The following is a 23,902-nucleotide window of genomic DNA, read 5'->3' as shown; positions in this document are numbered from 1 at the left end:
CTGGCCGCAGGGTCTCCGTTCGGTTTCCAGGTCAGATGGTGATCTGCCCGGCGACGGTGGCGAGCTTGTGGCGGGCGAGCGCCAGGTTCGCCTTCGCCTTGTCGAGCACCAGGTAGACGAAGAGTCCTTCGGTGCCGCTGCTGCTGAGCACATTGATCAGGTGGTACTGGTCGTCGAGCGTGATGAGGATGTCGTCGATCCGACTGGCGATGCCGAGCTCCTTCATCGTCTGCAGCTTCGCGCGGACGACATTGGAGTTCCCGGCCGCGGCGACACCGAGGTCGAAGGCGGGGTGACCGCCCTGCGCGAGAGCCATGCCGGACGCGGAGTCCGCGATCGCGACGCCCACGGCGCCGTCGATCGTCAGAAGCTCCTGCACGGACTGTTCCAGTTGTGCCATTCGTTCTCCCTGAGGTTCTGTACGGGTGCGGTCGAGCGAGGTGTCCCGCTCGATGAGGGGTGTGCCCGGGGTCGGTGCGATCGGGTCATCGCCGCCGGGCGTGAGGGTCGGAAGGAGCGCCGGGCCCGCGTCGCGGTCGACGAGTGCGTGCGCGCGCAGCGCGGGGCGCGGAGGCGGTGGCGGGAGTGTCGAGAACAGGTCCTCGAGCGCGCGGAGCGCGTCGTCATCGGGCGCGGCGGCGTCGGCCGATTCCGCGCGTGTGTTCGCAACGTCGATCTCACGTCGACGACGGCCGAAGACAGCCATCGGTCCCCCTTGTGTCACCACGAGTCGTCGCCGATCCGTCCCGGATCGCCGCCGACTTGTCCCCAGATTCCGTCGACCGCCCCAGCGATCGACCTGCACACGATACCCGGCGAACCTCCGGATCCACGCCTCCGAACGCCCTTCCGCCGCGTTGTATATCGGTAGCGCGTCTCCGGCCTCCCCGCGGAGGTCGTCGCAGCCGAGGGACCGCGGTAAGAAGAACGAAACCCCCTGTCGCCATCCCGGCGGCAGGGGGTTCGTTCGTCGGTGCTTCAGAGCACGCGGGACAGGAAGTCCCTGGTGCGCTGGTGCTGCGGATCGGCGAGCACCTCGTGCGGGTCGCCCTCCTCGACGATGTGACCGCCGTCCATGAAGATCAGCCGCGAGCCGACCTCACGCGCGAAGCCCATCTCGTGGGTCACGACCAGCATCGTCATGCCCTCGTCGGCGAGCGACCGCATGACCGACAGCACCTCGCCGACCAGCTCGGGGTCGAGCGCGGAGGTGGGCTCGTCGAAGAGCATCATGTCGGGGTTCATGCACAGCGCTCGGGCGATCGCGACGCGCTGCTGCTGCCCGCCCGACAGGTGACCCGGATAGGCGCCCGCCTTCTCGGCCAGGCCCACTCGCTCCAGCATCGCGTGCGCGACCTTCTCGGACTCCGCCTTCGACCGCTTCTTCACCCGCTGCTGCGCGATCGTCAGGTTGCCGAGCACGCTCAGGTGCGGGAACAGGTTGAAGCTCTGGAACACCATGCCGATGCGGGTGCGCACCCGGTCGATGTCGACGTCGGGGTCGGTGATGTCGATGCCCTCGATCAGCACCTTGCCACCGGTGGGCTCCTCCAGCAGGTTCACCGAGCGCAGCAGCGTGGACTTGCCGGAGCCGGACGGGCCGATCACGCAGACGACCTCGCCTGCCGTGACCGTGAGGTCGATGCCCTTGAGCACCTCGTTGTCTCCGAACGTCTTCACGAGCCCCTGGATGTCGATCGCGGGCGCGTGGACGTCGATCAGATCGGTGGTCATCGGCTCCTCGCCATCCGTCGCTCCAGCCACGCGCTGAACCGCGTGAGGGGGATCGTCACGATCAGGTACAGGATCGCAGCCATGATCAGCGGCGTCCCGTTGGCGTTCTGCGTACTGGCGTCGCGGGCGAACGTCGTGAGCTCCTTCGACCAGATGAACGACCCGGCCACGAACAGCAGCGAGGTGTCCTTCAGCAGCAGCACGAACTCGTTCGTCAGCGGCGGGATGATGATGCGGAAGCCCTGCGGCACCACGATCCAGAACGTCGTCTTCATGGGCGACATGCCGAGCGAGCGGGCCGCCTCGGTCTGCCCCTTCGGCACCGCCTGCAGGCCGGCGCGAATGGTCTCGGCCATGTACGCCGATGCCACGAGGATCAGACCGATCAGCCCGAGGACTACCGGCCCGCCGAGCTTCGTACCGGGGATACCCATGCCGATCGGCACGATGTAGGCGATCGCGAAGATCGTGAGGATCGCCGGGAGTCCGCGGAACAGTTCGATCCAGCACGTCGCGATCCAGCGGAACGGCCCGATCTCCGACAGCTTCATCAGCGCGAGGACCACGCCGAGCAGCAAACCGCCCACGAACGCCACGGCGGTGAACCACAGGGTGTTCACGAGCGCGGTGGTGATGATCCCCGGGAGCATCTTCGCCGCGATCTCCGGGTTGAAGTACATCGTGGCGATCCGCGCCCAGTCGGTGCTGATCGCCGCCCAGATGACGAGAGCGATCAGCACCGCATAGACGGTGTAGCGGTACAGCTTCTTCTTCGTGGTGCGCCTCAACGCCATTGTCAAGGTCCTCCCGACCGACTCAGTTCCGTCTTCAGTTGGCCGTGAAGTACTCGTCGTAGATCTTCTGGTACTCGCCGCTGTCGCGGAGGTCCTTCAGCGCGCCGTTGACCGCCTCGAGAAGAGCATCCTTCTCGCCCTTCGCGAACGCGAAGCCGTAGGACTCGTCGGTCTCGTACGTTTCCACGATCTTGTAGGCGGAGTCGGCCTTCTCGTGCTCGAGGTTCACCGGCTGGTCCTGCAGGATCGCGTCGATCTGCCCGGCCTGCATGGCCGGCCACAGCTCGCCGTCCGACGGGTACTGCACGAGCTGAGCGCCCTTCGCGTTCTCCCCGGCGTAGGACTCACCCGTCGTGCCCTGCTGCACGCCCACGTTCTTCCCGTCGAGGTCGTCGATCGACTCGATGCCCGAGTCGGTGCGCACCAGGAGCGACTGCAGCGAGTCGTAGTACGGGTCGGAGAAGTCGATGTTGGCCTTGCGCTCCTCGGTGATCGTCATGGCCGAGGCGCCGACGTCGCACGTACCGGCCGCCAAGGTGGTCCCGGACTGCAGAGCTTCGAAGCCCACATCCTGCACCGAAAGCTTCAGGTCGAGCTGCTTCGCGATCGCGCCCAGCAGGTCGATGTCGAAGCCCGTGTACTCTCCATCGTCGCCCTGGAACTCGAACGGCGGGTAGGGGATGTCGGAGCAGACAGAGAGGGTGCCCGCCTCGATCAGACCGTATTCGTCGCCGGCCGCGGGAGCGTCGCTGCTGCCCGCGTCGGTCGATCCGGTGGCGCATCCGGCGAGCGCGAACGTGGCGGTGGCCACGAGTGCGAGACCGGCGAAGAGGGTACGACGAGGCATGTCGACTCCTGGGGTTCGGGGGCGGGTGCGCCCGCGGACGGGTAGGAGATCATCTAAACATGCGGCTCGTCGCGTGACCAATGACACGGGCAGACGACCGCATTACGTTTGTGTTTCGGTGCGAATCGCAGCCCAGCCAGCTACCCGACGCACCCCGCGGCGGCTGCCTCAACAGCATCCGCCGCGGGCTGACATCAGGGGAGACAATCGTCGCGACCTACCAAGCCGCTCCGTAGTACGCGTACTTGTTCAAGGGCTTGTACACCGTGAGTTTCATATCCCCGCCCGGCACACTCGGGCAGACCTTCGAACCCGAGGCACCTGTGCCTTCGAGCGTGCACTGATAGTTGTATGGCCCGAAGAGCGTCACTTTGAGTGTCGTCGTGGCGTTGGTGTTGTGCCAGTTGATGGTCACGTTGCCCGAACTTGTATGCGTCTTGATCGTCAGGACACAACTCGTCACTGTAGTACCGCAGCTAGCTCCGGCCGAGTCCGCGGCTTGTGCTGGCGCTGAGGTCCCCGCCGCGAGGGCAAAGATCGCCGCCGCACCAAGGATGGACTTCCATTTCCGCATTTCAACGTTCCTCTCGTCACAGCCCGCTCACTCTGAGCGGTGCTTTGCGAAGGAGTCTGGTCTGCGGCTCACGCGAATTGAGGGGTCCCACCAATCAATGTGGGAATTACGTATGCGGCAGGCATGCCGGTGCGAGCGTCAGACCTCGAAGTCGACGGCGACCCGGGACGCGACCACCGAGCGGATGTATCCCGCGACCTCCACGTGCGCGGGGTGCACCTGGTACTCCTCGAGCGCCGTGAGCGACTCCACGTCCGCGACCAGGGTCACGTCCCAGTTCAAGTCGGAGTGGGCGACGTTGGCGCCGGCGGAAACCCGGAGCAGCTGGGGCACGACTCCGTCGAGCGCGTTCAGCCGGCGGGCGACCTCGGCCGCCTGGTCCGCGCGGGTCTGCGCATCGTCGGCGGCGAGCTTCCAGGCCACGACATGGCGAATGGTCATCGGGGTGTCTCCTGATCGGTCAGGGCGTCGGCGCTCACGGCTTCCTCCAGCGCCTCGCGCAGGCGGTCGGGCGAGACGCGCCAGTGGGCGTGCAGGCGGCCGTCGATCAGCACCACCGGGATCTTCTCCCACCACTGCTCGTACAGCGCGGGGTCTTCCGCGATCGACGCCTCGACGATCTCGATCCGCTCGGCGGCGGCGTCGGGCAGCTCGGCGACCACGGCGTCGACGACCTCGGAGGCCACGTCGCACAGATGGCAGTCGGGCTTGCCGATCAGGGTGAGCGTGGTCACGCCGACGGCACCTCGACCTCGCGACCCTGCGCGATCCACTCGCCCGTGCCGCCCTCGACGTTCGTCGCGTCATAGCCGCGCGCCTCGAGCGCCTCGACCACGCGAGCCGAACGGCCGCCGGCCTGGCAGATCACGTCGAAGGACTCAGCGGGCAGTTCGTCGAGACGGTTGCCGATCTCGGACATCGGGATGTTCACCGCGCCCGGCACGTGGCCGGCGGCGAACTCGTGCACCTCCCGGACATCGATGAGCGGGGTACCGGAGCGCTCGGCGAGCTCGGCGACGGTGATCGACTTCATGACATCCTCTCGGCGGTGCGGCACGGCAGAGACACAAAGCGCCCGTCCGAAGACAGGCGCTCGGTGTCTGGCCGCTTACTTCTTGTTGCGGCGCTGGTGGCGAGTCTTGCGAAGCAGCTTGCGGTGCTTCTTCTTCGCCATGCGCTTGCGGCGCTTCTTGATGACAGAACCCACGGAAACCTCACTAAGTCAGGGGCTGGGTGTCGCCGAATCGGACACCCGGGTACGGGCACGAAAAAATGCCTCGGATCATCCTAGCAAACCCACGGGCCGCCTCGCGCCGCCCTGCGGATCAACCCGCGTCGGCGATCGGTCGCTGCAGCGCCTCGGCCACGGCCGACTCCGGGACGCGGTAGCTGCGGCCGAAGCGGATGGCGGGCAGCTCTCCGGAGTGCACGAGCCGGTACACGGTCATCTTGGACACGCGCATGAGCTCGGCGACCTCGGCCACCGTCAGGAATCGGACATCTGGAACCTCGGGCATCCCACGTACCCCTTTCTCGATGTGCACACTCTATGGGTTTCCTGGGACGCGTGTAAACCCATGTGACTCGTGTGATCAGTGGGACGCGGGCACCGTGGCGAACGCCCGCACCGGGAAGGTGCCGAACCCGCGGATCGCGGGCGGGGCCGCGGTGAAGCGGGCACCCCGCGAGGGCACCGCGTCGAGATCCGTGAGGTGCTCGACCACGTGCACGCCGGCGGCGAGGAGGATGCTGTGCGCCGGACGCTCTCCGCCGCTCTCGGTGTCGTCGATGTTGAGCGAGTCGATCCCGACCAGGCGCACCCCCGCCTCGACCAGGAAGCGGGCGCCGTCCTCCGTGAGGTACGGCGCCCCCTCCGCATAGTCGGGCGTGCCGAAGAGCCTGCTCCACCCCGTGTCGAGGAGGACCGCCGAGCCCCGCAGGTCGCGGTCCGCCAGGGTCGCCGCACGGATGCCGCGGCGCTCGGGCGACCAGGCATCGCGCAGGTGGAATACCTCGGCGGGGAGGCCGACCAGGGTGCGCAGGTCGAGTGCGGCGAGATCGTCGCCGTCGCCGTAGCGGTGCCAGGGGGCGTCGAGGTAGGTGCCGGTGTTGCCGATCATCGTGATCACGTCCATCGCGAACTCGGTCCCCGGCGCGTAGCGCTCCCGGGATGCGGCGCGCGTGAGGAACGGGGCGATGGTCGGCGCCGGCAGCCCGGGATAGGTGATCATCCCGGCCTCGATGGGGTGGCTGAGATCCACGATGCGGTCCTCGGCCCCACCGCCGCTCGGTGCCTCGACTCCGCGGCTTCCGCGATGCGGCTCCTCGACGATGCGCAGGTCGCGGAGGTGCACCTCGTCGACCAGCGCCAGTCCCAGGTGGCGGACGAGCAGGGTGCCGATCTCCTCGGCCGAGAGGTCTTCCCGGGGAAGGTCGAGGCGGAACCCCTCCCCGTGCATGCCGCCGCCGTTGGCGAACGTGATCGAGAAATCGAAGTGAGCGCGGTGCGGAGCGGTCGTCATCCCCCCATCCTGCCCATCCGGCGCGGCGCCGGGGTCGCTCAGCCGGACTTCCTGGCCTTCGCCACCCGTTCGCGCGCCTCGCGAAGAGCCTGACGCTCGAGCTTGCGCGCCGCGCGCAGCGCCTTCTCGGCATCACGGCTGGCCTTCTGCGCCTCCTTGAGGCGCTTGTCCCCGGCGAGCTCCGCCGCATCGAGGGCGACCCACTCCTCGGAGACCCGGTGCTGCTCCCCACGATCGAGACCGTCGAGGTAGGCCGCGACACCGTCGAGCGTGCGCTCCACGGCGAAGCGGAACGGATCGGCCGGCGACAGGAACACGCCGTCCTCGATCGCCCGGCGGAGCGCGGGGAACTCCTCGGCCGAGATCACCCGATCGAACAGCGACGCCTCCCGCATCGCCACCTCTTCGGCGGAGAGACCGGAGGAGCGGGACTGCTCCGAGTACCCCGCCTGCACGATGCCGCACCAGCGAGCGTGGCCGGTGATCGCGAGGGCGACGGCCATCCGCTCGTCGGCGGTGAGCGGTGTGTCATCGAGCGCGGCGAGACTGGCGTCCAGCCAGGCGGAGCTGTTGGGGGTGATCGGCGAACCCGAGATCGGCAACGACAGGATCCACGGGTGGCGCAGGTAGACGAGGATCTGGGCCTCGTACAGCGCGAGCAGCCGCGCGCGCCAGCCCTCGACCTCGAGGTGGCTCTCCGGAGGAAGTCCGGTCGCCTCCTCCTGCATGAGCAGCAGGAGGTCGTCCTTCGCGGAGACGTAGCGGTACAGCGACATGGGGGTGAAGCCGAGCCGGGCGGCCACCGCTGCCATGGAGACGGCGCCGATGCCCTCGCCGTCGGCGAGTTCCACCGCGGCCTCCACGATCTTCTCGACACTCATCTCCCGCTTCGGCCCGCGCTGGGGATTCGCCGCGACGCCCCAGGCAAGGGCGATGCCCCGGGGGAGCTCGGGAGGCTCGATGTCGGTCATCCGCCCATCCTACTTCTGTTTATTTCATAAACAGTGTGTTACCGTCATACACAATTGCGTTGCCCATACACAGTTTTCGCGATACACAGAAAGGGATCCTGATGGAGACAGCCATCCAGGTGCGCGACCTGCGCAAGGCCTTCGGGCCGAAGCCCGTGGTCGACGACCTCGCCTTCGAGGTCGCCCGCGGCGAGGTCTTCGCTCTGCTCGGACCGAACGGCGCGGGCAAGACGACGACCATCAACATCCTCACCACCCTCACCGCCGCGGATGCGGGATCGGCGACCGTGGCGGGGTGGGATGTGCGCTCGCATCCCGACGAGGTGCGCCGGCGCATCAGCCTCACCGGGCAGGCGGCCGCCGTGGACGACGCCCTCACCGGTACCGAGAACGTCGTCATGTTCGCGCGCCTCTCGGGACTGGGGCGGGCGGCCGCGCGGCGCCGCGCCGAGGACCTCATCGCCCGGTTCGCACTGACCGACGCGGCGTCCCGCGCCGTGCGCACCTACTCCGGCGGCATGCGCCGTCGCCTCGACCTGGCGCTCAGCTTCGTCGTGACCCCGGAAGTGCTGTTCCTCGACGAGCCCACCACCGGGCTCGACACCCGTAGCCGCCGCGACCTGTGGGACATCATCCGCACGGTCGCGGGTGCCGGCACGACGGTGTTCCTCACCACCCAGTACCTGGAGGAGGCGGATCAGCTCGCCGACCGGATCGCCGTCCTGCACGACGGCCGGATCGCGGCGCTGGGCACCGCCGCCGAGCTCAAGGCGCGTATCGGCGGCGACACGGTCGAGCTCCACGACAGCCGGGGAGAGCTGCGGCGCGAGATCCCGACCGACGGCACGGTCGCCGGGCTGCGGCGCGCCCTCGATCGGCTCGACACGGAGGGGGACGACGGCGTCGTCACGCTCCGACGGCCCACCCTCGACGACGTGTTCCTGGCGGTCACGTCGTCCCCCGCGGGCCGGCCCGTATCCGGAGAGCCGGTCGACGCCGGCTCACCCACCCTCGAGGAGCTCGCATGAACACCGCGGTCACCACCCCGATGCCCCCGCACGCCTCCCCCACGCCGACGCCTCGACCGCGCCTGCGCGGGCTGACGGCCGAAGCCGTCTTCGTCGGACGCAGCCTGCGGCACTCGCTGCGCGACGGCGAATCACTGCTCATGGCGATCATGCTGCCCGTCATGCTCATGCTCATGTTCACGTGGGTGTTCGGCGGGGCGATCGACCCCTCCGGCGCCTACGTCGACTACGTCGTGCCGGGCATCATCCTCACGTGCGCGGGGTTCGGGGCGTCCTCCACGGCGGTGTATGTCGCGAACGACATGCGCTCCGGCATCATCGACCGGTTCCGCACCATGCCGCTGCGCGCCGGAGCCGTGCTCACCGGGCACGTGGTGGCGAGCGTCCTGCGCAACCTGGTCGCGACGGCCATCGTCATCGGCGTCGGGGTGCTGGTCGGGTTCCGCCCGACCGCGTCACCGGGCGACTGGATCGCGCTGGGCGGGCTGATCACGCTCTACATCCTCGCGATCACGTACCTGTTCGCGGCGATCGGCCTCGCCGCCGGCAGCCCCGAGGGTGCCAACGGCTACGGCTTCGTGCTGCTGTTCCTGCCCTACCTGTCCAGCGCGTTCGTGCCGGTGGCGAGCATGCCGGAGTGGCTGCAGCCGGTCGCCGCGCATCAGCCCATCACCCCGATCGTCGAGACCATCCGCAGCCTGCTCCTCGGCACCGACGCCGGAACGCAGCCGTGGTGGGCGGTGCTGTGGTGCGTGGTGATCCTCGGCGTCGCCGTCGTGTGGGGCGCGTGGCTGTTCCGCCGCAAGGCGGGCCGCCGCTGAGCCCGTCCCGTCCAGCCCGCGCATAGCCGCCGCACGCCGGTCGCCCAGACAGCTCTGGCACTGTCGATGCAGGACTTGTGCCGGCACCGCCGAGTCCGTTGCGGAGCTGGGGTCCGTGGATCGCCCCTGACGACATGCCCCCCGGTCGTCAGGGGCGATGTCCGTTCCGGCGCGGCTGCGCGCGCGTCAGGCGCCGAGCCGCTTGAGCGCCGTGGTCACCACGTGCTTGGCCGATGCGGCCGCGCGTCCGACCACCTCGGCGGCGTGTGCCGCACCATCGGGAAGACCACCCGGGTAGGCGATGTCCGGGGCCGCGTCACCGTAAGCGTCGACGAGGAACGGGACCAGCCAGTCGTCGACGACCTCGAGCGGCTCGACGGCGAGGCTGTAGAACCGACGCTGCCCGTCCTCGCGCACGGTCACGAGCTCGGCATCGCGCAGCACCTTGAGGTGCTTGGAGACGGTGGGCTGGCTGATCCCCAGGTCGGCCACGATCTGGCTCACGCTGGTGCCGGACTCGCCTTCGGACGTTCGCCGGAGCAGGAGCTGGAGGATGTCGCGCCTCGTACCGTCTGCGATCACGTCGAAGATGTCCGTCATGGCATCAGGGTAGTCGCCCCCGGCACGGAGTACCATGACGAGGGCTCGGCGGGCGGCGTCGTGCACGGATGGATTCGAACGAGGGGGCAGCGATGTCGGGCATCGTTTCGGCGTCGTCGCCCCGACAGCGGTTCCCGGGGTCGGGCGGGCGCTTCAAGCACCTCATCACGTCGTCGCCGTCGCGGTTCGCGATCTCCGTGTTCGCGCTGCTGATCCTCGTCTTCACCGTCCTCTTCTCGCTGCCGATCGCATCGGCCGACCGCACCGTCACGCCGCTGAGCGACGCCCTCTTCACCGCCGTCTCCACGATCTGCGTCACGGGTCTGGCGACAGTGGACATGGCCAACCACTGGTCGCCGTTCGGGCACGTCCTGGTGTTCATCGGCGTGAACATCGGCGCGCTGGGCGTGCTGACCCTCGCCTCGCTGATGGGCATGCTCATCTCCAAGCGCCTCGGGTTGCGCGCCAAGCTCATGGCCGCGGGCGACACGAACCCGCTGCGCGCGCACGGCGGCGTCGTGAACGAGAGCCAGACGGTGCGGCTGGGCGAGGTCGGGCAGCTCCTCACCACGGTCGCCGTCTCGGCCCTCATCATCGAGGCCTCCCTCGCCGCGCTCCTCTACCCGGCCCTGGTGATGGCCAAGGTCGACCCGATCGCCGCACTGTGGGAGGCGCCCTACTTCGCCGCCATGGCGTTCACCAACACCGGCTTCGCCCCCAACGACGGCGGCGTCGCGGTGTTCGCCGACGACTACCTCGTGCTGTTCCTGCTCATGGTGGGCGTCTTCCTCGGCAGCATCGGCTTCCCCGTGATCTACACGCTCGCCAAGCACGTGTGGCACGTGAAGCGGTGGTCGCTGCACTCCAAGCTCACGATCGTCACCACCGTGCTGCTGTTCGTGGTCGGTGCCGCCGCGTTCCTCATCCTCGAGTACGACAACCCGAAGACGTTCGGGTCGATGGACGCCGCCGACACGACCTTCCAGGCGTTCTTCCTCTCCGCGATGACGCGCTCCGGCGGCTTCAACGTGATCGAGATGGACGATCTCAACGGCTCCTCCCTGCTCGCGGCGAGCATGCTCATGTTCGTCGGCGGCGGCTCCGCGTCGACCGCGGGAGGCATCAAGGTGACCACCCTCGCCGTGCTCGCGATCGCGGTGTGGTCGGAGGCGAAGGGACGCCAGTCGGTCGAGGCCTTCGGGCGGCGCATCCCGAGCGACGTGCAGCGCGTCGCCCTCAGCGTCGTCGCGTGGGGAGCGACCATCGTGGCCCTGTCGACCATCGTGATCGCGCAGATCACGAAGGCCGACATCAGCCACGTGCTGTTCGACGTCATCTCCGCGTTCGGCACCGTCGGCCTCTCGACGGGCCTGACCGGCGAGCTGCCGGATTCCGCCTCGTACGTCATGGCCGCGACCATCTTCATGGGGCGCGTTGGTACAGTGACTCTCGCCGCGGCAGTCGCCGCGACGTCGCGAACGCAGTACTACTCACTGCCGGTGGAAAGGCCGATCGTTGGTTGAAGTCCTGCGCGGAGACGCCCCCGTCCTCGTCATCGGCCTCGGCCGGTTCGGTGCGGCGTGCGCCGGTGAGCTCGACCGTCTCGACCGCGAGGTCCTCGCGATCGACGACAATCTCGAGCTCGTGCAGAAGTGGTCGGAGCGGGTCACCCACACCGTGCAGGCCGATGCCAGGAACATCGACGCCCTGCGCCAGATCGGCGCCCAGGACTTCCAGGTCGCGGTCGTCGCGGTCGGCTCCTCGATCGAGGCATCCGTGCTCATCACCGCGAACCTCGTCGACCTCAAGGTCCCGCAGATCTGGGCCAAGGCCGTCTCCCAGTCGCACGGCAAGATCCTCGCCCGCGTCGGCGCCAATCACGTGATCTACCCCGAGCGCGAGGCCGGCGAGCGCGTCGCCCACCTGGTGAGCGGTCGCATGCTCGACTTCATCCGCTTCGACGACGACTTCGTGCTCGCCAAGATGTACCCGCCGAAGTTCATCCGCGGCGTCGGCCTGAACGAGTCCGGCGTGCGCTCGAAGTACAAGGTCACCGTCGTCGGCGTGAAGAGCCCCGGCAAGCCGTTCCGCTACGCCGAGGCGAATACCATCGTCACCAACCACGACCTCATCATCGTGTCGGGCACCAACAGCGATATCGAGCGCTTCGCCGCCCTGGACCGCTGACCGCGCCCCATCCCGACTCCCCCTCGCGGTGGATGCGTCCCTCGACTCCCGCGTGATGGGATGGGGGCCATGACCGACCACGCCCCGGCCCCTCCCGTGCTCGCCCTCCGCGGGCTCCGCAAGCAGTTCGGCCAGAAGGTCGCCGTCGACGGCCTCTCGCTCGACGTCCCCGCCGGATCGATGCTCGGCGTGCTCGGCCCGAACGGTGCGGGCAAGACCACCACGCTGGCGATGACGACGGGGCTGCTGCGTCCGGACGCGGGCTCGGCGTGGGTGCTCGGACACGACGTCTGGCAGGACCCGGCCCGGGCCAAGGCGCTCATGGGTGTGCTCCCCGACGGGATCCGCATGCTCGACCGCCTGACGGGTGCCGAGCTGCTGCGCTACACCGGCCTGCTCCGCGGCATGCCCGAGGCCGAGGTGCACACCCGCACCGGCGAGCTGCTCGACGCGCTGGGCCTCGGCGACGACCGCGACACCCTCGTCGTGGACTACTCCGCCGGCATGCGCAAGAAGATCGGCCTGGCGTGCGCGCTGATCCACGCGCCGCGGCTGCTGCTGCTCGACGAACCGCTGGAGGCCGTCGACCCGGTGTCGGGTCAGACCATCCGGCAGATCCTGCGCGCCTTCGTCGACAGCGGCGGCACGGTGGTGCTGTCCAGTCACGTCATGGAGCTGGTCGAGTCGATGTGCGACCGCGTCGCGATCGTCGCCGAGGGGCGACTGCTGGCGCACGGAGAACTCGACGAGGTCCGAGCCGGGATGACGCTGCAGCAGCGCTTCCTGTCGCTCGTCGGTGCCCACGACCTGGGAACGGAGACGCTCGCATGGTTGCGCTCCTCGTAGGCCTGCGGCTGCGTCAGCTCGGTCACCAGCTCGCGCGCAACCCGTGGATGATCGTCACGCTCGTCGTGGTCGGCCTCCTGGCCGTCGGCATCCTCGCGACCCTGACGGTGGGGGTCGTGCTGCTGCGGATCGGTGCGCCAGACGCCGCCGTGACCGCGCTCGTGCTGACGGGAGCCGTGATCGTGCTCGGCTGGTGGATCGGGTCGATCCTCGTGAGCGGCGACGACGCCCTGGCGCCCGACCGGTTCGCCCTGCTGCCGGTCACGGCGAAGCGGATGCTCCCGGGGCTCGTGGTCGCGGGCGTCACCACGATCGGCGGCATCGGCACCGCACTCGCCCTGCTGCTGATGCTCCTCGGCTGGTCGGTCGACGTGCTCGCCCTGCTCGCCGCGTTCGTCCTCATCCCGGTGGCCCTGGCGACCTGCGTGCTGGGCGCCCGCGTCGTGAGCGGGCTGCTCGGGAAGTGGCTCGCCCGGCGCCGCACCCGCGACCTCGTGCTCACGGTGGGTGTCGTGCTGCTGGCGTCGTCCGGACTGCTGCTGAACATCGGGCTCCAGGCGCTGACGACCGTGCACGACGTCGGCGGGGCGTTCGCCACCGTGGCCGAGGTCGCCGCCTGGACCCCGGTCGCCGCCGTGTTCGGGGTTCCCGCGGCGCTCGCGCAGGGGGCGGTGGGGGTCGCACTGCTCCGGCTGCTCATCGCCGTCGGCACGGTCGTGCTCCTCTGGGTCGCGGCCCGCGTCCACCTCGACGCCCGCCTCACGGCACCCCTCGTGTCCAGCGGGGGCGGCCGGGTCCGCTCGGGCGGCCTGCTCGACCGGATGCTGCCGGCGGGACCGGTCGGTGCGATCGCGGGCCGCACGCTCCACTACTTCCGCCGCGACCCGCGCCAGGTCGTCAATGTGGTGATGCTGCTGATCCTGCCCGCGATCTTCCTCGGTCTCGCCGTGATGAACGGCCTGCGGGAGGAGTCCGTGGGACTCGCTCCCGCCATCGTGCTGATCCCGGCCATCAACGCTCTCCTCGCGGGGAGCATCGTGCAGCTGGCCATCGCCTACGACAACGACGCGGTCGCCCTGCACATCCTGACCGGTGTCAGCGGCACCGCAGACCGGGCGGGACGGCTGCTCGGCTTCGGGCTGATCGGCCTCCCGGTCACGATCGCCCTGTGCGTGGCGACGTGCCTGGTCGCCGGACGACCGGACCTGCTGCCCGCGAGCCTCGGCGCGGCGCTCGGCCTGATGGCGGTGTCGGCCGGCGCGGGCGCGTGGGTGGGCGCGTTCCTCCCCGGTCGCGCTCCCGCTCCCGAGGCGAACCCGTTCGGTCGCGGATCGGCGGGCGGCGCACAGTCCTTCCTCGCGATGCTGATCATGTCGCCGATCACGCTGATCCTGGGCGGCCCGGCTCTGGGCTTCGGGATCGCCGCGATCTGGATGCCGCCGCTGGGCTGGGTGAGTCTGGCGTGTGCGGTCGTGATCGGGACCGCCGCCGTGTGGGGCGGGGCCGTGCTGGGCGGCAAGACGCTCGAACGGCGGTGGCCGGAGGTGCTCGCGGAGGTGTCGAGCGAGAGCTGAGCCCCGCGGGGGTCAGGCGTCGATGTCGAGGACGACCTCGACCGCGTCGCCCACGCCGAGTTCCTCCCGATCCTGCAGCACCTTCTTGATCGGCACGATGTAGCCGCCGTCCTTCGGCCACAGCGCGGTGGTCACGGTCGTGCCGCCGATCGTCACCGTCGCGGGGATCATGCCCCAGCCATAGGTGACGACGGCGGCGACATCGTGGATCATCGCGCTCTCGACCGGCGGCACCGTGACGAAGTGGAACGGCGCCGGCCCGCGCCAGAACCAGATCTCCCCCTCGACCCGCAGCCGCATGTCACGCCCCCGCCGCGAGCTCCTTCGCGCGGGCGAGCGCGGCCGCGGCAGCCTCGGCGAAGGTCCGGTCGAGGTGGGCGTCCTGCAGCACGGCGACCGCGCGCTCGGTGGTGCCCTTGGGACTGGTCACACGGCGCCGCAGCTCGGCCGGGTCTTCGCCCGACGCGTCGAGCAGGGCGGTCGCACCGATGAAGGTCTGCTCGACCATGAGCCGCGCATCCGCCTCGGTGAACCCCATCCCGATGGCCGCCGTGGTGACCTCCTCGATCAGGAGGAACACGTACGCGGGGCCCGAGCCGGAGATCGTGGACAGCGCGTCGATCTGCGATTCCGGCACCTCGATCACCGCGCCGACCGTCTCGAACAGGCGTCGCACAAGCGCCACGTCGTCCGCGGTCGCCGCGGCCCCGGCGGCGAGGCCGGTCACGCCCTTGCGGACGGTCGACGGCGTGTTCGGCATCGACCGGATCACGCGGGCTCCGGTGCCCAGGTGGTCGGCGAACGTCTGCAGGGTGACCCCGGCGGCGAGGCTGACGACGATCGTGTCGGCGGTCAGGTGCGGAGCGATCTCGCGCAGCAGCTCCGGCACCATCGCGGGCTTGACGCCCACCAGCACGATCCGGGCGCCCGACACCGCCTCGGCGTTGCCCTCCGGCCGCTCGGACAGCGCGATGCTGGTCACCCCGTCGAGCCCATCGAACGACGCCGCCTTCTCCGTCGTGCGGTTCGTCGCGGTGATCCCGCCGTCGACCGGGACGCCCGATGCGAGCACGCCGCGGAGGATCGCCCCGCCCATCGAACCGGCACCGAGGAACGCGAGGGAGGGAAGTGAGTCAGCCATGTGGTCATCCTACGGCGGGCGCTCCGGCGTCCCCCGACCGGCGGTTCTAGACTCGACGCATGAGTGCATCCGGAGGAAGCAAGGCCATCGTCGCGGCGTTCCTGGCGAACCTGGGCATCGCTCTCGCGAAGTTCCTCGCGTGGGCCCTCTCCGGCTCCGCCTCCATGCTCGCGGAGGCCATCCACTCGGTCGCCGACTCGGGCAACCAGCTCCTCCTCATGCTCGGCGGACGCAAGGCCCAGCGCCGAGCCGACCGCGCGCACCCGTTCGGCTACGGACGCGAACGCTACGTGTACGCCTTCGTCGTCTCGATCATCCTGTTCTCGGTCGGCGGCCTCTTCGCCATCTACGAGGGCGTCGAGAAGCTCACGAACCCCCACGAGCTCGACAAGACCTGGTGGTGGCTGCCTCTCGTCGTGCTGCTGATCGCGATCGGCCTGGAGTCGTTCTCGCTGCGCACCGCCGTGAAGGAGAGCAACCTCGTGCGCGACCGGGGCCAGTCGTGGCGGTCGTTCGTGCGGCGCGCCAAGGCCCCCGAGCTTCCGGTCGTGCTGCTCGAGGACGTCGGCGCCCTGACCGGTCTGACGTTCGCGCTGCTCGGCGTGGGCCTCACCCTCCTCACCGGCAACCCCCTCTTCGATGCGCTCGGCACCGTCATGATCGGCGTGCTGCTGGTACTGATCGCGATCGTGCTCGGCGTCGAGACGAAGAGCCTCCTGGTGGGCGAGGGAGCCACGCAGGCCGACGAGGACCGCATCGTGGACGCGATCACGGACGGCCCGGAGATCGAGAAGATCATCCACCTGAAGACCCTGTACCTCGGGCCGGACGAGCTCATGGTCGCCGCGAAGATCGCCCTCAACGCCGACAAGCCCCTGCGCGAGGTCGCCGACGACATCGACGCGATCGAGAGCCGCATCCGCGAGGCCGTTCCGGTGGCGCGCGTCGTCTACATCGAGCCCGACGTGTACCGCCCCGCGATCGACCCGGAGCCCTCGACGGACGTGTTCGTGCTCAAGTCCTCGGACTGAGGCGAGGCGGTCGCGCAGTGATCCGACCCGGCAGTCACCGCCGCTGCGCGAAGAAGTCACGCAGCAGCGCGGTGGACGCCTCTTCGTCGACCCCGCCGATGACCTCCGCACGGTAGGGAAGACGCCGGTCTCGCAGCACGTCGTACATCGACCCGGCCGCACCCGCCTTGTCGTCCCACGCGCCGAACACCACGCGCCCGACGCGCGCCTGCAGGATCGCGCCGGCGCACATGAGACACGGCTCCAGCGTCACCACGAGCGTGCAGCCGTCGAGGTTCCACGAGCCGAGCGCCGCCGCGGCCGCCCGCAGGGCCACGACCTCGGCGTGACCGGTCGGGTCGAGCGTGGTCTCCCGCGTGTTGCGGCCCTCCGCGAGCATCCGCCCCTGGGCGTCGAGCACCACGGCGCCCACCGGGATCTCGGCGTCTGCGGCGGCCTCCGCGGCCAGCACGAGCGCGCGCTGCATCGCAGTGCGGTCGGCGGCGGTCATGCGTCGAGCCTACGGCAGCGCCAGCGGCGCCCCGGAGGACCGATGTCGTGCGCGCGGTCGCGGCGCATTAGCCTGTATCCATGCGTGTTCACGTCGCCGACCACCCCCTCATCACCCACAAGCTCTCGGTGCTGCGCGACGCGCGCACCCCGTCGCCCGTGTTCCGGCAGCTGACGGAGGAGCTCGTGACCCTCCTGGCGTACGAGGCCACGCGCAACGTGAAGGTGTCGCCGGTGGAGATCACGACCCCGGTCACCACCACCACGGGCGTCAAGATCTCCGAGCCGCGCCCCATCGTCGTCCCCATCCTGCGCGCCGGCCTCGGCATGCTCGAAGGCCTCGTGAAGCTGCTCCCGACCGCCGAGGTCGGCTTCCTCGGCATGGTCCGCGACGAGGAGACGTTCGAGCCCACCACCTACGCCGAGCGGCTGCCGGACGACCTCAGCGACCGCCAGTGCTTCGCGATCGACCCGATGCTCGCAACCGGTGGATCGCTGGCCGCGGCCATCCAGTTCCTGTTCGACCGCGGCGCGAAAGACGTCACGGCCATCTGCCTGCTCGGCACCCCCGAGGGCGTCGCCGCGATCGAGGCGATGGCCGGCGACCGGGATGTGACCCTGGTGCTGGGTGCCCTCGACGAACGCCTGAACGAGAAGGGCTACATCGTGCCCGGCCTCGGCGACGCGGGCGACCGCCTGTACGGCACCGTCTGACCCGGGCGGCCCGACCCCGGGCGGCCCGAGGCTACGTCAGCGCGTGAGCACGGCAGCACGGCAGCGCGTCAGCACGACAGCGCGGGAGCACAGCAGCGCGGCAGCGCGTCAGCACGGCACCGCGCGAGCATGGCAGCGCGTCAGCGCGTGAGCACGGCACCACCACAGCGGGTCAGCGCGTCAGGCGGTACGCGCGCTCGTCTCCGTACCGCGTGAATCCGGCCCTGGCGAGGATCGGCGCCGAGGTCGCGACGCGGCCCTTGACCAGCGCGGTCGCCGCACCGCGCGCCGCGCTCTCCCGCAGCCGCTCCGCGAGCACGGCCCGATAGGCACCACGCCCTCGGTCGCCGTCGAGGGTCGCCGCACCCCACAGTCGCGTGAACCCGTCGACGATCGTGCACCCGCCCGTGCTCACCGCGCGACCGTCGATGCGACCCAGCACCCGGAACCCGGTGCCCGCATCGAGGGCGGCCGTCAGCTCCGCGAACTCGGCGCGAAGCTCGTCGCCGTCGAGCGGCCGTTGCTCCCAGACGGGGACGTTGATGTCATCCACCTCCCGAAGCTGGTCGACCGTGCGCACGACCTCGACCGAGACGCCCGGCGGCACATCGACCGCGCCCTCAGTCGTCGGACGGGCGAACACCGTGACGGTGTCGACGTGCTCGGCCCCGCGGCCCACCAGCTCCTCTTCGAGGTCGGGCTCGTCGGCCGGGTTCGTCCAGAACGTGAAGACGGTCTCGCCCCAGGCCTCCACGCGCTCCAGCGCCCGCTCCACGACCTCCGCGGCGGAACGCGTCGACGACACCTGCGAGCCGCGCACCCCGCCCCCGAAGCGCTCCGGGTAGCGCACGAGGAGCAGGTCGTCGCGGACGTGCTCGCTTCCCCGCGGGAACCACGCCCACCCGGCGGCGGCACGGAGGACGTCTTCTGCCGCGGGTATGCCGTCGGCACTCGGCCGCGCATCGGTCGGCGTCATGAGTCCTCCTCCGCCGCACCCACGAGCCGCGCGAAGGCGCTCAGCCGCGCGACGCCCTCGGGCGTGTAGGGCAGATCGTCGAGCAGCGCGGGCGAGTGGATGAGGTAGGCCAGCACCTGGGCGCGCGAGATCGCGACGTTCAGCCGGTTCTGCAGCAGCAGGAACTCCGGCCCCCGGGGCGCGTCGCGGCCGCTCGACGCCGCGAGTGAGGTGATGGAGACCACGGCCTCCTTGCCCTGGAAGTTGTCGACCGTGCCCACCGGCACCTCACCGAAGCCCGCCGCCTCGAGCGCGTCGTGCACCAGCTGACGCTGGGCGTTGTACGGCGCGACCACGATGATGTCCGCCGGGGTGAGCGGCCGCGCGGAGCCCGCCGGATCGTTGTCGCGGAAGGGGCGACCGACCAGGTCCCGCACGATGCGGACGACCTCCGCAGCCTCCTCGGGCGACTGGGTCGCGTTGCCGCGATGGCGCAGGGGGACGATGTGCAGCCCCGGGTCGACGCCCTCGATCGACCGCCGCTCGGTACCTTGCGCAGACGCGAGCTTGCCGGCGTACGCGAGCTGCGACACCGGGGCGGCCACGAACGGATGCATGCGCCACGACTGCGCCAGGAAGTAGCCGTACTCCGGTCGTACGACGGGATCGCCGTCCATCACCCATCCGAGCGCGGACGTGTCGACCGGCTCGGGGTGCGCCCCCTGACTCACCTGCGGAAGCTGCTGCGGATCGCCCAGGAGAAGCAGCCGTTGCGCTGCGGCTGCGACCGCGATCGTCGACGCGAGCGAGAACTGTCCCGCCTCATCGATCACCAGGAGGTCGAGGCCCCCGCGCGCCACGCGCTGCGTGTTGCTGAAGTCCCACGCCGTCCCGCCGACCACGGCCCCCTCACGCTCGTGCTCGGCGAGGAACGCCGCCATGCCGTTCTTGGGGATGACAGTGTACGAAGGATCGCCGCTGTCGTCTTTCGGGGCCTTCGCGACCTGAGCGGGCGCGACGCCGTCGGCCACGATCCGCTCCAACAGCGTCTCGATGATGGCGTGCGACTGCGCTACCACGCCGACCCGGAAGCCGTGCTCGTTCACCAGACGCGCGATGACCCGCGATCCCGTGTACGTCTTGCCCGTACCGGGAGGGCCCTGCACGGCGAGGTAGCTGCGATCGAGGTCGAGGACCCCGCGGACGATCGCGTCGATCGTGTCGCTCCCCGGCTCCGGCAGCGGAGCCCCGGAGACCGTGCGAGGCGGGCGCCGCCGGATGATGTCGGTCGCCGCATCGTCGGGGAACCCCGGGGCGGCCGCATGCACCGCATCGGCCCACTCGTCGATCGCCTGTTGCAGCGACACCACCCGCGGGGGCGCGGCCGGGGTGAGGGCGACAGGCAGCTCGTCCCACGTCTGCCCCTGCACCGCCGACTCGACGATCAGATAGCCGTCGTCGAGCACATCCCGCACGCTCACGGTGTGCGGCACGTGCACGGCGCGCGACGGCACCTCGGTGTCGAACGGCGCCGGCGCGTCGTACAGCGCGAACGGCTGAGCGCCGGGGCCGAGGGTCGTGCCCGGTGACACCTCACCCCGGATCTCGACCTCGCGCGACATGACCCTCCGGCCCTCGCCGATGCTCCAGTCGCTCCGCACGCGCGAGGATGGCGCATCGACCTTGACCACGTCGCGCGTGCCATCCCACATGGTCACCGGCTCGCGGAGTCGCTGGAAGTGCGACACCCAGAAGCTCTTCGCCTCCCGGGGGAAGTAGTCGATCGCCGCCGCCGCGATCCGATGCACGAGCCCGTCGCCGCCGGCCTCCACGTCCCTCTCGGCATCACCGAGCAGGGCCAGCGAGCGAGGCGACGGCTCGTAGATCACCTCGTCGGCGTCGTCCGGAGGCGCCGGCGTCACCCCCTCTCGGCGCGCGATCTCGATCAGCCAGTTGCGCAGCCGCCTCGTCGACACGCAGTCGTAGCGGTTGTAGTCGGCGAGGTCGGCGAACACCGCGTCGGCCTCCGCCTGCGCGCCCGCCGCCGCCAGCTCCCGCGCGGCCACGTACTGCACGATCGAGTCGTCGCCCTTCTGCACGTCGCTCGTGCGCACGTCGTCGCCCATGTAGAGCGGCTCGAGCTTCTTGATCGAGTAGGAGCGCGACCCCACGCGGACCGTGCGCAGCACCAGCGGATACAGATCGACGAACACGCCCTCGCGCAGCAACCGGTCCACCTCGCCCTCGCGGACTCCGTGGCGGGCGGCCATCGCGACCAGGTGCGACGTCTCGTACGGCGCGTAGTGGTAGATGTGCATGCCCGGGTGCGCGGCCCTGCGGAGCTTCACGAAATCGAGGAACGTCTCCAGCGCCTGGCGCTCCTCGGCGAACGTGTGCGCCCACAGCGCGGTGTACTGATCGGCGTTGTCGACCCACCCGAACAGGTAGTCGATGCCCCACTCCGACTCTCCGTCTGGGGCGGGTTCGGTGTACAGCGGGTCTCCCTCGAAGTCGAAGAAGATGTCGCCGTGGCTCGGTACCGGCAGCGTGTGGATCGCAGGGGCGTAGTGCACGTCGTACGTCGGTACCCCCTCGGCATCGGCGCGGAGCTGGAGCTTCGCCTGCGACCGGAGGTTCTCGAACGTGTCGACGTTCATGCCCTCCGGGGCTCCGGACGCCGCGGCCAGGTCGTCGATCGTCTCGATGCCCGCCGCGCGCAGCCGCGCGCGCTGGACGGGCCGCATCCGCGCGACCATCAGCAGGTCGCGGTGGGCGATCACCTGCTCCTCGCACGTCGCACAGCGTCCGCACGCCACGATGCGGAGATCGCCGCGGTCGTCGCCCCACGCCAGCGGCTCTCCCTCCTGCCCCTCGGCCACGGCCCGATCCGCGATGAGCGCGCGCAGCCGCGCCCGACGCACCCGGAACAGCGGCAGCAGGTCGTCAACCGCGTGCGTGCTGACGCTGTGGTCGCCCAGGATGAGGTCGACCTCGTCGGCCCGGGGGATGCCGAGGCGATCGAGCTGATCGACATATGCCGCGAGCTGCATGAGCGCCGTGACGCGGGCTTTCCGCGCCAGCTTGGAGTCCTGCACGCGCCACCGCCCGTCGGCGTCTTTGCGCAGGAAGTCCGCGAAGCCGACGAAGTCCTCCGTCGCGAACGCCGCCTGGAACACCACCAGCGCGTCGGAGCGCAGGGCCTCGATCGTCTCGCCGACGGCCGCGGCCAGAGCTTCAGGATCGTTCGAGCGGATCTTGTCGACGCGGTGCACCCGCTCCCGCCCGAGCTCGCTCAGGTACCGGTCGAGCACGTTCTGCTCGTGCACGTCTCCCAGCTGCGCGGCCCGCTGCAGCGTCGCATCCTCCGGCTCCTCGACCACCGGCACGCGGCCGAGCTTCGCGTCGATCGCTCGACACCAGGCGAACTCGCACTCCGCCGCCGCCTTGAGGTCGCTCGCGCTCCAGACGACCCGCTGCGCCTCCGTGTCGATCCGCACGATTCTCCCGTTCTCTCGGATGCTTCGACACTATCCGCGGCATCCGACACGGGCGAAAGCGAGCGCGACCGCGCCCTTCCCTCGACGCCTCAGCGCCACCAGGTGTCGTCGGGAGTGACGGGGAGGTGGCGCTTGTGCTGGGTCGCGAGGTAGCGCGACTCGATGCGACCGGCGACGTCAGGGTCGACCTCCTCCCCCTCCAGGAACGCGTCGATCTGCTCGTACGTCAGCCCCAGCTCGTCCTCGTCGGCTCGTCCGGGCTGGCCATCGAGGAGGTCGGCCGTGGGCACCTTGAGCGCCAACCGGTCGGGCGCGTCGAGGAACTGCAGCAGCGAGCGGCCCTGTCGCTTCGTGAGGCCCGACAGCGGCAGCACGTCCGCGGCGCCGTCGCCGAACTTCGTGTAGAACCCCGTCACGGCCTCGGCCGCGTGGTCGGTGCCGATCACGATCAGGCCGTCGTGTCCCGCGAGGGCGTACTGCGTCACCATGCGCAGTCGCGCCTTGATGTTGCCGCGGTTGAAGTCGGTGATGTCGCCGGAGACCGCCGCCTCGATGTCGCGCTCCACGCCGTCGACGCCGTTCTGGATGTTCACCTCGACCGAGGAGTCCGGGGCGATGTAGTCGAGCGCGGCCTGCGCATCGTCCGCGTCGTGCTGCACGCGATACGGCAGCCGTACCGCCAGGAACGTGGCCTCGCCGCCTTCGGCCCGCACGCGCTCGACCGCGAGCTGCGCGAGCCGGCCGGCGAGGGTCGAGTCCTGACCGCCCGAGATGCCGAGCACGTACCCCCTGGCACCCGTCGTGCGCAGGTAGTCCGCGAGGAAGCCGACCCTCCGCTCCACCTCCGACTCGGGGTCGATGTCGGGCCGGACACCCAGGTCTTCCGCGATCTGCTTCTGCAACGACACGTGATCCTCCGCTCTTCGCCTGGCCCCAGTATCCTCCCTCCGCGCAGCGGCGGGGCGGCGGCGCGGCGCTCGCACGCGGCATCCAGCCGAGACCTGAGAGAATGAGGCAGTGAAACTCCTCGTCGCCGCGCTCGCGTCCGAACTGTCCGCCTTCCCCGACGAGCTCGACGGCTTCGACCGGCTGGTCACCGGCCCCGGCAAGCTGCAGGCCACCTACGCGCTCACCCGCGCCCTCGACGCCCGGCGCTACGACGAGGTCGTCGTCGTCGGAACGGCGGGGGCCATCGAGCCGGGGCTCGAGGCCACCGTCCACGAGATCGGCTCCGCATTCCAGCACGACGTGACCGACCTCGACGGCGTCTCCGGCCAGCACGTGTCGCTTCCCGCACGCGTGAGCACCGGCCGTGACGGCGTGCTGATCGCGACCGGAGACCACTTCGTGGAGGACGCCGAGGTGACCGCGGTCATCCGGCCCACCGGTGCCGCCCTCGTCGACATGGAGACCTACGCGTACATCTGGGTGGCCGGGCAGTTCGGGGTGCCGATCCGCGCGTTCCGTGCCGTCTCCGATCAGGCCGAGGACGGCGCCCTCACCGACTGGCGCGCCGCGGTCGCGCGATGCAGCGTCCAGCTGCGCGACGTCATCCGCGCCGAGTACGGGGTCTGACC

At 70.1% G+C, this 23,902-nt stretch carries 28 protein-coding genes; 9 read left to right on the top strand and 19 right to left on the bottom strand.

What is annotated here, in order from left to right:
- Positions 1-31: 31 nt before the first annotated feature.
- The 12 genes from KV394_RS08855 to KV394_RS08800 form a co-directional block, all read right to left on the bottom strand.
- Positions 32-400 carry a hypothetical protein gene (locus KV394_RS08855; RefSeq protein WP_136032011.1) on the bottom strand — a complete coding sequence of 123 codons (369 nt, stop codon included), beginning with the start codon at positions 398-400 and terminating at the stop codon, positions 32-34.
- Positions 401-978: 578 nt separating this feature from the next.
- The gene (locus KV394_RS08850) at positions 979-1,734 is read right to left on the bottom strand and encodes an amino acid ABC transporter ATP-binding protein (protein WP_136031965.1); all 756 of its coding nucleotides are present in this window, start codon (positions 1,732-1,734) and stop codon (positions 979-981) included.
- Positions 1,731-2,528 carry an amino acid ABC transporter permease gene (locus KV394_RS08845; protein WP_136031967.1) on the bottom strand — a complete coding sequence of 266 codons (798 nt, stop codon included), beginning with the start codon at positions 2,526-2,528 and terminating at the stop codon, positions 1,731-1,733. Before KV394_RS08845 ends, KV394_RS08850 begins: the two co-directional genes overlap by 4 nt.
- A gap of 34 nt (positions 2,529-2,562) precedes the next feature.
- Complete coding sequence (locus tag KV394_RS08840) at positions 2,563-3,375, bottom strand: basic amino acid ABC transporter substrate-binding protein (RefSeq protein WP_247981265.1); 813 nt, start codon at positions 3,373-3,375, stop codon at positions 2,563-2,565.
- A gap of 217 nt (positions 3,376-3,592) precedes the next feature.
- A complete protein-coding gene (locus KV394_RS08835; RefSeq protein WP_247981264.1) occupies positions 3,593-3,790 on the bottom strand; it encodes a hypothetical protein in 198 nt (65 codons plus the stop codon).
- Between the two features lie 297 nt (positions 3,791-4,087).
- On the bottom strand, positions 4,088-4,390 hold the full coding sequence (locus KV394_RS08830) for a Dabb family protein (RefSeq protein WP_247981263.1): 303 nt from the start codon (positions 4,388-4,390) through the stop codon (positions 4,088-4,090).
- Positions 4,387-4,683, bottom strand: a complete 297-nt coding sequence (locus KV394_RS08825; protein WP_136031972.1) for a glutaredoxin family protein — start codon at positions 4,681-4,683, stop codon at positions 4,387-4,389. The genes KV394_RS08830 and KV394_RS08825 overlap by 4 nt, the downstream gene beginning before the upstream one ends.
- The gene (locus KV394_RS08820) at positions 4,680-4,982 is read right to left on the bottom strand and encodes a rhodanese-like domain-containing protein (RefSeq protein ID WP_136035875.1); all 303 of its coding nucleotides are present in this window, start codon (positions 4,980-4,982) and stop codon (positions 4,680-4,682) included. Before KV394_RS08820 ends, KV394_RS08825 begins: the two co-directional genes overlap by 4 nt.
- A 75-nt stretch (positions 4,983-5,057) precedes the next feature.
- On the bottom strand, positions 5,058-5,156 hold the full coding sequence (locus KV394_RS08815; RefSeq protein WP_003792170.1) for a 30S ribosomal protein bS22: 99 nt from the start codon (positions 5,154-5,156) through the stop codon (positions 5,058-5,060).
- A 118-nt stretch (positions 5,157-5,274) separates the two neighbouring features.
- Entirely contained in the window at positions 5,275-5,466 is a 192-nt protein-coding gene (locus KV394_RS08810; protein WP_116242548.1) for a helix-turn-helix domain-containing protein, read from the bottom strand.
- A gap of 75 nt (positions 5,467-5,541) precedes the next feature.
- Positions 5,542-6,471: a cyclase family protein gene (locus KV394_RS08805; RefSeq protein WP_136045437.1), complete on the bottom strand. Its 930-nt coding sequence runs from the start codon at positions 6,469-6,471 to the stop codon at positions 5,542-5,544.
- Positions 6,472-6,509: 38 nt separating this feature from the next.
- Positions 6,510-7,442, bottom strand: a complete 933-nt coding sequence (locus tag KV394_RS08800) for a TetR/AcrR family transcriptional regulator (protein ID WP_136031978.1) — start codon at positions 7,440-7,442, stop codon at positions 6,510-6,512.
- Between the two features lie 101 nt (positions 7,443-7,543).
- On the opposite strand from KV394_RS08800, the gene KV394_RS08795 reads away from it, so the two are divergent.
- Together KV394_RS08795 and KV394_RS08790 are read left to right on the top strand one after the other, a co-directional pair.
- Positions 7,544-8,470, top strand: coding sequence for an ATP-binding cassette domain-containing protein (locus KV394_RS08795; RefSeq protein WP_168387252.1), 927 nt, complete (start codon positions 7,544-7,546; stop codon positions 8,468-8,470).
- Positions 8,467-9,291 (top strand): ABC transporter permease, encoded by an 825-nt coding sequence (locus tag KV394_RS08790; RefSeq protein ID WP_240744584.1) that lies wholly within the window; start codon positions 8,467-8,469, stop codon positions 9,289-9,291. The genes KV394_RS08795 and KV394_RS08790 overlap by 4 nt, the downstream gene beginning before the upstream one ends.
- A 186-nt stretch (positions 9,292-9,477) precedes the next feature.
- Here KV394_RS08790 and KV394_RS08785 read toward each other — a convergent pair whose 3' ends face one another.
- Positions 9,478-9,891, bottom strand: a complete 414-nt coding sequence (locus KV394_RS08785; RefSeq protein ID WP_136031980.1) for an ArsR/SmtB family transcription factor — start codon at positions 9,889-9,891, stop codon at positions 9,478-9,480.
- 92 nt (positions 9,892-9,983) lie between these two features.
- On the opposite strand from KV394_RS08785, the gene KV394_RS08780 reads away from it, so the two are divergent.
- The 4 genes from KV394_RS08780 to KV394_RS08765 all read left to right on the top strand — a co-directional run bounded on the left by KV394_RS08780 (position 9,984) and on the right by KV394_RS08765 (position 14,498).
- Positions 9,984-11,414, top strand: a complete 1,431-nt coding sequence (locus KV394_RS08780; RefSeq protein ID WP_136031982.1) for a TrkH family potassium uptake protein — start codon at positions 9,984-9,986, stop codon at positions 11,412-11,414.
- A complete protein-coding gene (locus KV394_RS08775; RefSeq protein WP_136031985.1) occupies positions 11,407-12,078 on the top strand; it encodes a potassium channel family protein in 672 nt (223 codons plus the stop codon). The genes KV394_RS08780 and KV394_RS08775 overlap by 8 nt, the downstream gene beginning before the upstream one ends.
- Before the next feature lie 69 nt (positions 12,079-12,147).
- Positions 12,148-12,924: an ABC transporter ATP-binding protein gene (locus tag KV394_RS08770; RefSeq protein WP_247981262.1), complete on the top strand. Its 777-nt coding sequence runs from the start codon at positions 12,148-12,150 to the stop codon at positions 12,922-12,924.
- On the top strand, positions 12,906-14,498 hold the full coding sequence (locus KV394_RS08765; protein WP_247981261.1) for a hypothetical protein: 1,593 nt from the start codon (positions 12,906-12,908) through the stop codon (positions 14,496-14,498). The genes KV394_RS08770 and KV394_RS08765 overlap by 19 nt, the downstream gene beginning before the upstream one ends.
- Before the next feature lie 12 nt (positions 14,499-14,510).
- Here KV394_RS08765 and KV394_RS08760 read toward each other — a convergent pair whose 3' ends face one another.
- On the bottom strand, positions 14,511-14,798 hold the full coding sequence (locus tag KV394_RS08760) for a DUF1905 domain-containing protein (protein WP_247981260.1): 288 nt from the start codon (positions 14,796-14,798) through the stop codon (positions 14,511-14,513).
- A gap of 1 nt (position 14,799) precedes the next feature.
- On the bottom strand, positions 14,800-15,639 hold the full coding sequence (proC, locus tag KV394_RS08755; RefSeq protein ID WP_136031994.1) for a pyrroline-5-carboxylate reductase: 840 nt from the start codon (positions 15,637-15,639) through the stop codon (positions 14,800-14,802).
- Between the two features lie 59 nt (positions 15,640-15,698).
- On the opposite strand from proC, the gene KV394_RS08750 reads away from it, so the two are divergent.
- Positions 15,699-16,670, top strand: a complete 972-nt coding sequence (locus KV394_RS08750; RefSeq protein WP_136031996.1) for a cation diffusion facilitator family transporter — start codon at positions 15,699-15,701, stop codon at positions 16,668-16,670.
- 34 nt (positions 16,671-16,704) lie between these two features.
- On the opposite strand, the gene KV394_RS08745 is transcribed toward KV394_RS08750, so the two are convergent.
- Complete coding sequence (locus KV394_RS08745; RefSeq protein WP_247981259.1) at positions 16,705-17,160, bottom strand: nucleoside deaminase; 456 nt, start codon at positions 17,158-17,160, stop codon at positions 16,705-16,707.
- Positions 17,161-17,240: 80 nt separating this feature from the next.
- Here KV394_RS08745 and upp point away from each other — a divergent pair, with 80 nt between their 5' ends.
- A complete protein-coding gene (upp, locus tag KV394_RS08740; protein WP_136032000.1) occupies positions 17,241-17,873 on the top strand; it encodes a uracil phosphoribosyltransferase in 633 nt (210 codons plus the stop codon).
- A gap of 172 nt (positions 17,874-18,045) precedes the next feature.
- On the opposite strand, the gene KV394_RS08735 is transcribed toward upp, so the two are convergent.
- From KV394_RS08735 to nadE, 3 genes are all read right to left on the bottom strand, one after another.
- The gene (locus tag KV394_RS08735; RefSeq protein ID WP_247982822.1) at positions 18,046-18,849 is read right to left on the bottom strand and encodes a GNAT family N-acetyltransferase; all 804 of its coding nucleotides are present in this window, start codon (positions 18,847-18,849) and stop codon (positions 18,046-18,048) included.
- Positions 18,846-22,325, bottom strand: coding sequence for a TM0106 family RecB-like putative nuclease (locus tag KV394_RS08730; protein WP_247982821.1), 3,480 nt, complete (start codon positions 22,323-22,325; stop codon positions 18,846-18,848). The genes KV394_RS08735 and KV394_RS08730 overlap by 4 nt, the downstream gene beginning before the upstream one ends.
- Before the next feature lie 89 nt (positions 22,326-22,414).
- The gene (gene nadE / locus KV394_RS08725) at positions 22,415-23,233 is read right to left on the bottom strand and encodes an ammonia-dependent NAD(+) synthetase (protein WP_136045442.1); all 819 of its coding nucleotides are present in this window, start codon (positions 23,231-23,233) and stop codon (positions 22,415-22,417) included.
- A gap of 109 nt (positions 23,234-23,342) precedes the next feature.
- Between nadE and KV394_RS08720 the strand changes: the two genes are divergently transcribed.
- The gene (locus tag KV394_RS08720) at positions 23,343-23,900 is read left to right on the top strand and encodes a phosphorylase family protein (RefSeq protein WP_136032007.1); all 558 of its coding nucleotides are present in this window, start codon (positions 23,343-23,345) and stop codon (positions 23,898-23,900) included.
- Positions 23,901-23,902: the final 2 nt, after the last annotated feature.

Origin of the sequence: Microbacterium sufflavum, assembly GCF_023101165.1 — a bacterium.
In the GTDB taxonomy this organism is placed as follows: domain Bacteria; phylum Actinomycetota; class Actinomycetes; order Actinomycetales; family Microbacteriaceae; genus Microbacterium; species Microbacterium sufflavum.
This window is presented reverse-complemented; position numbering and strand designations above follow the sequence as displayed.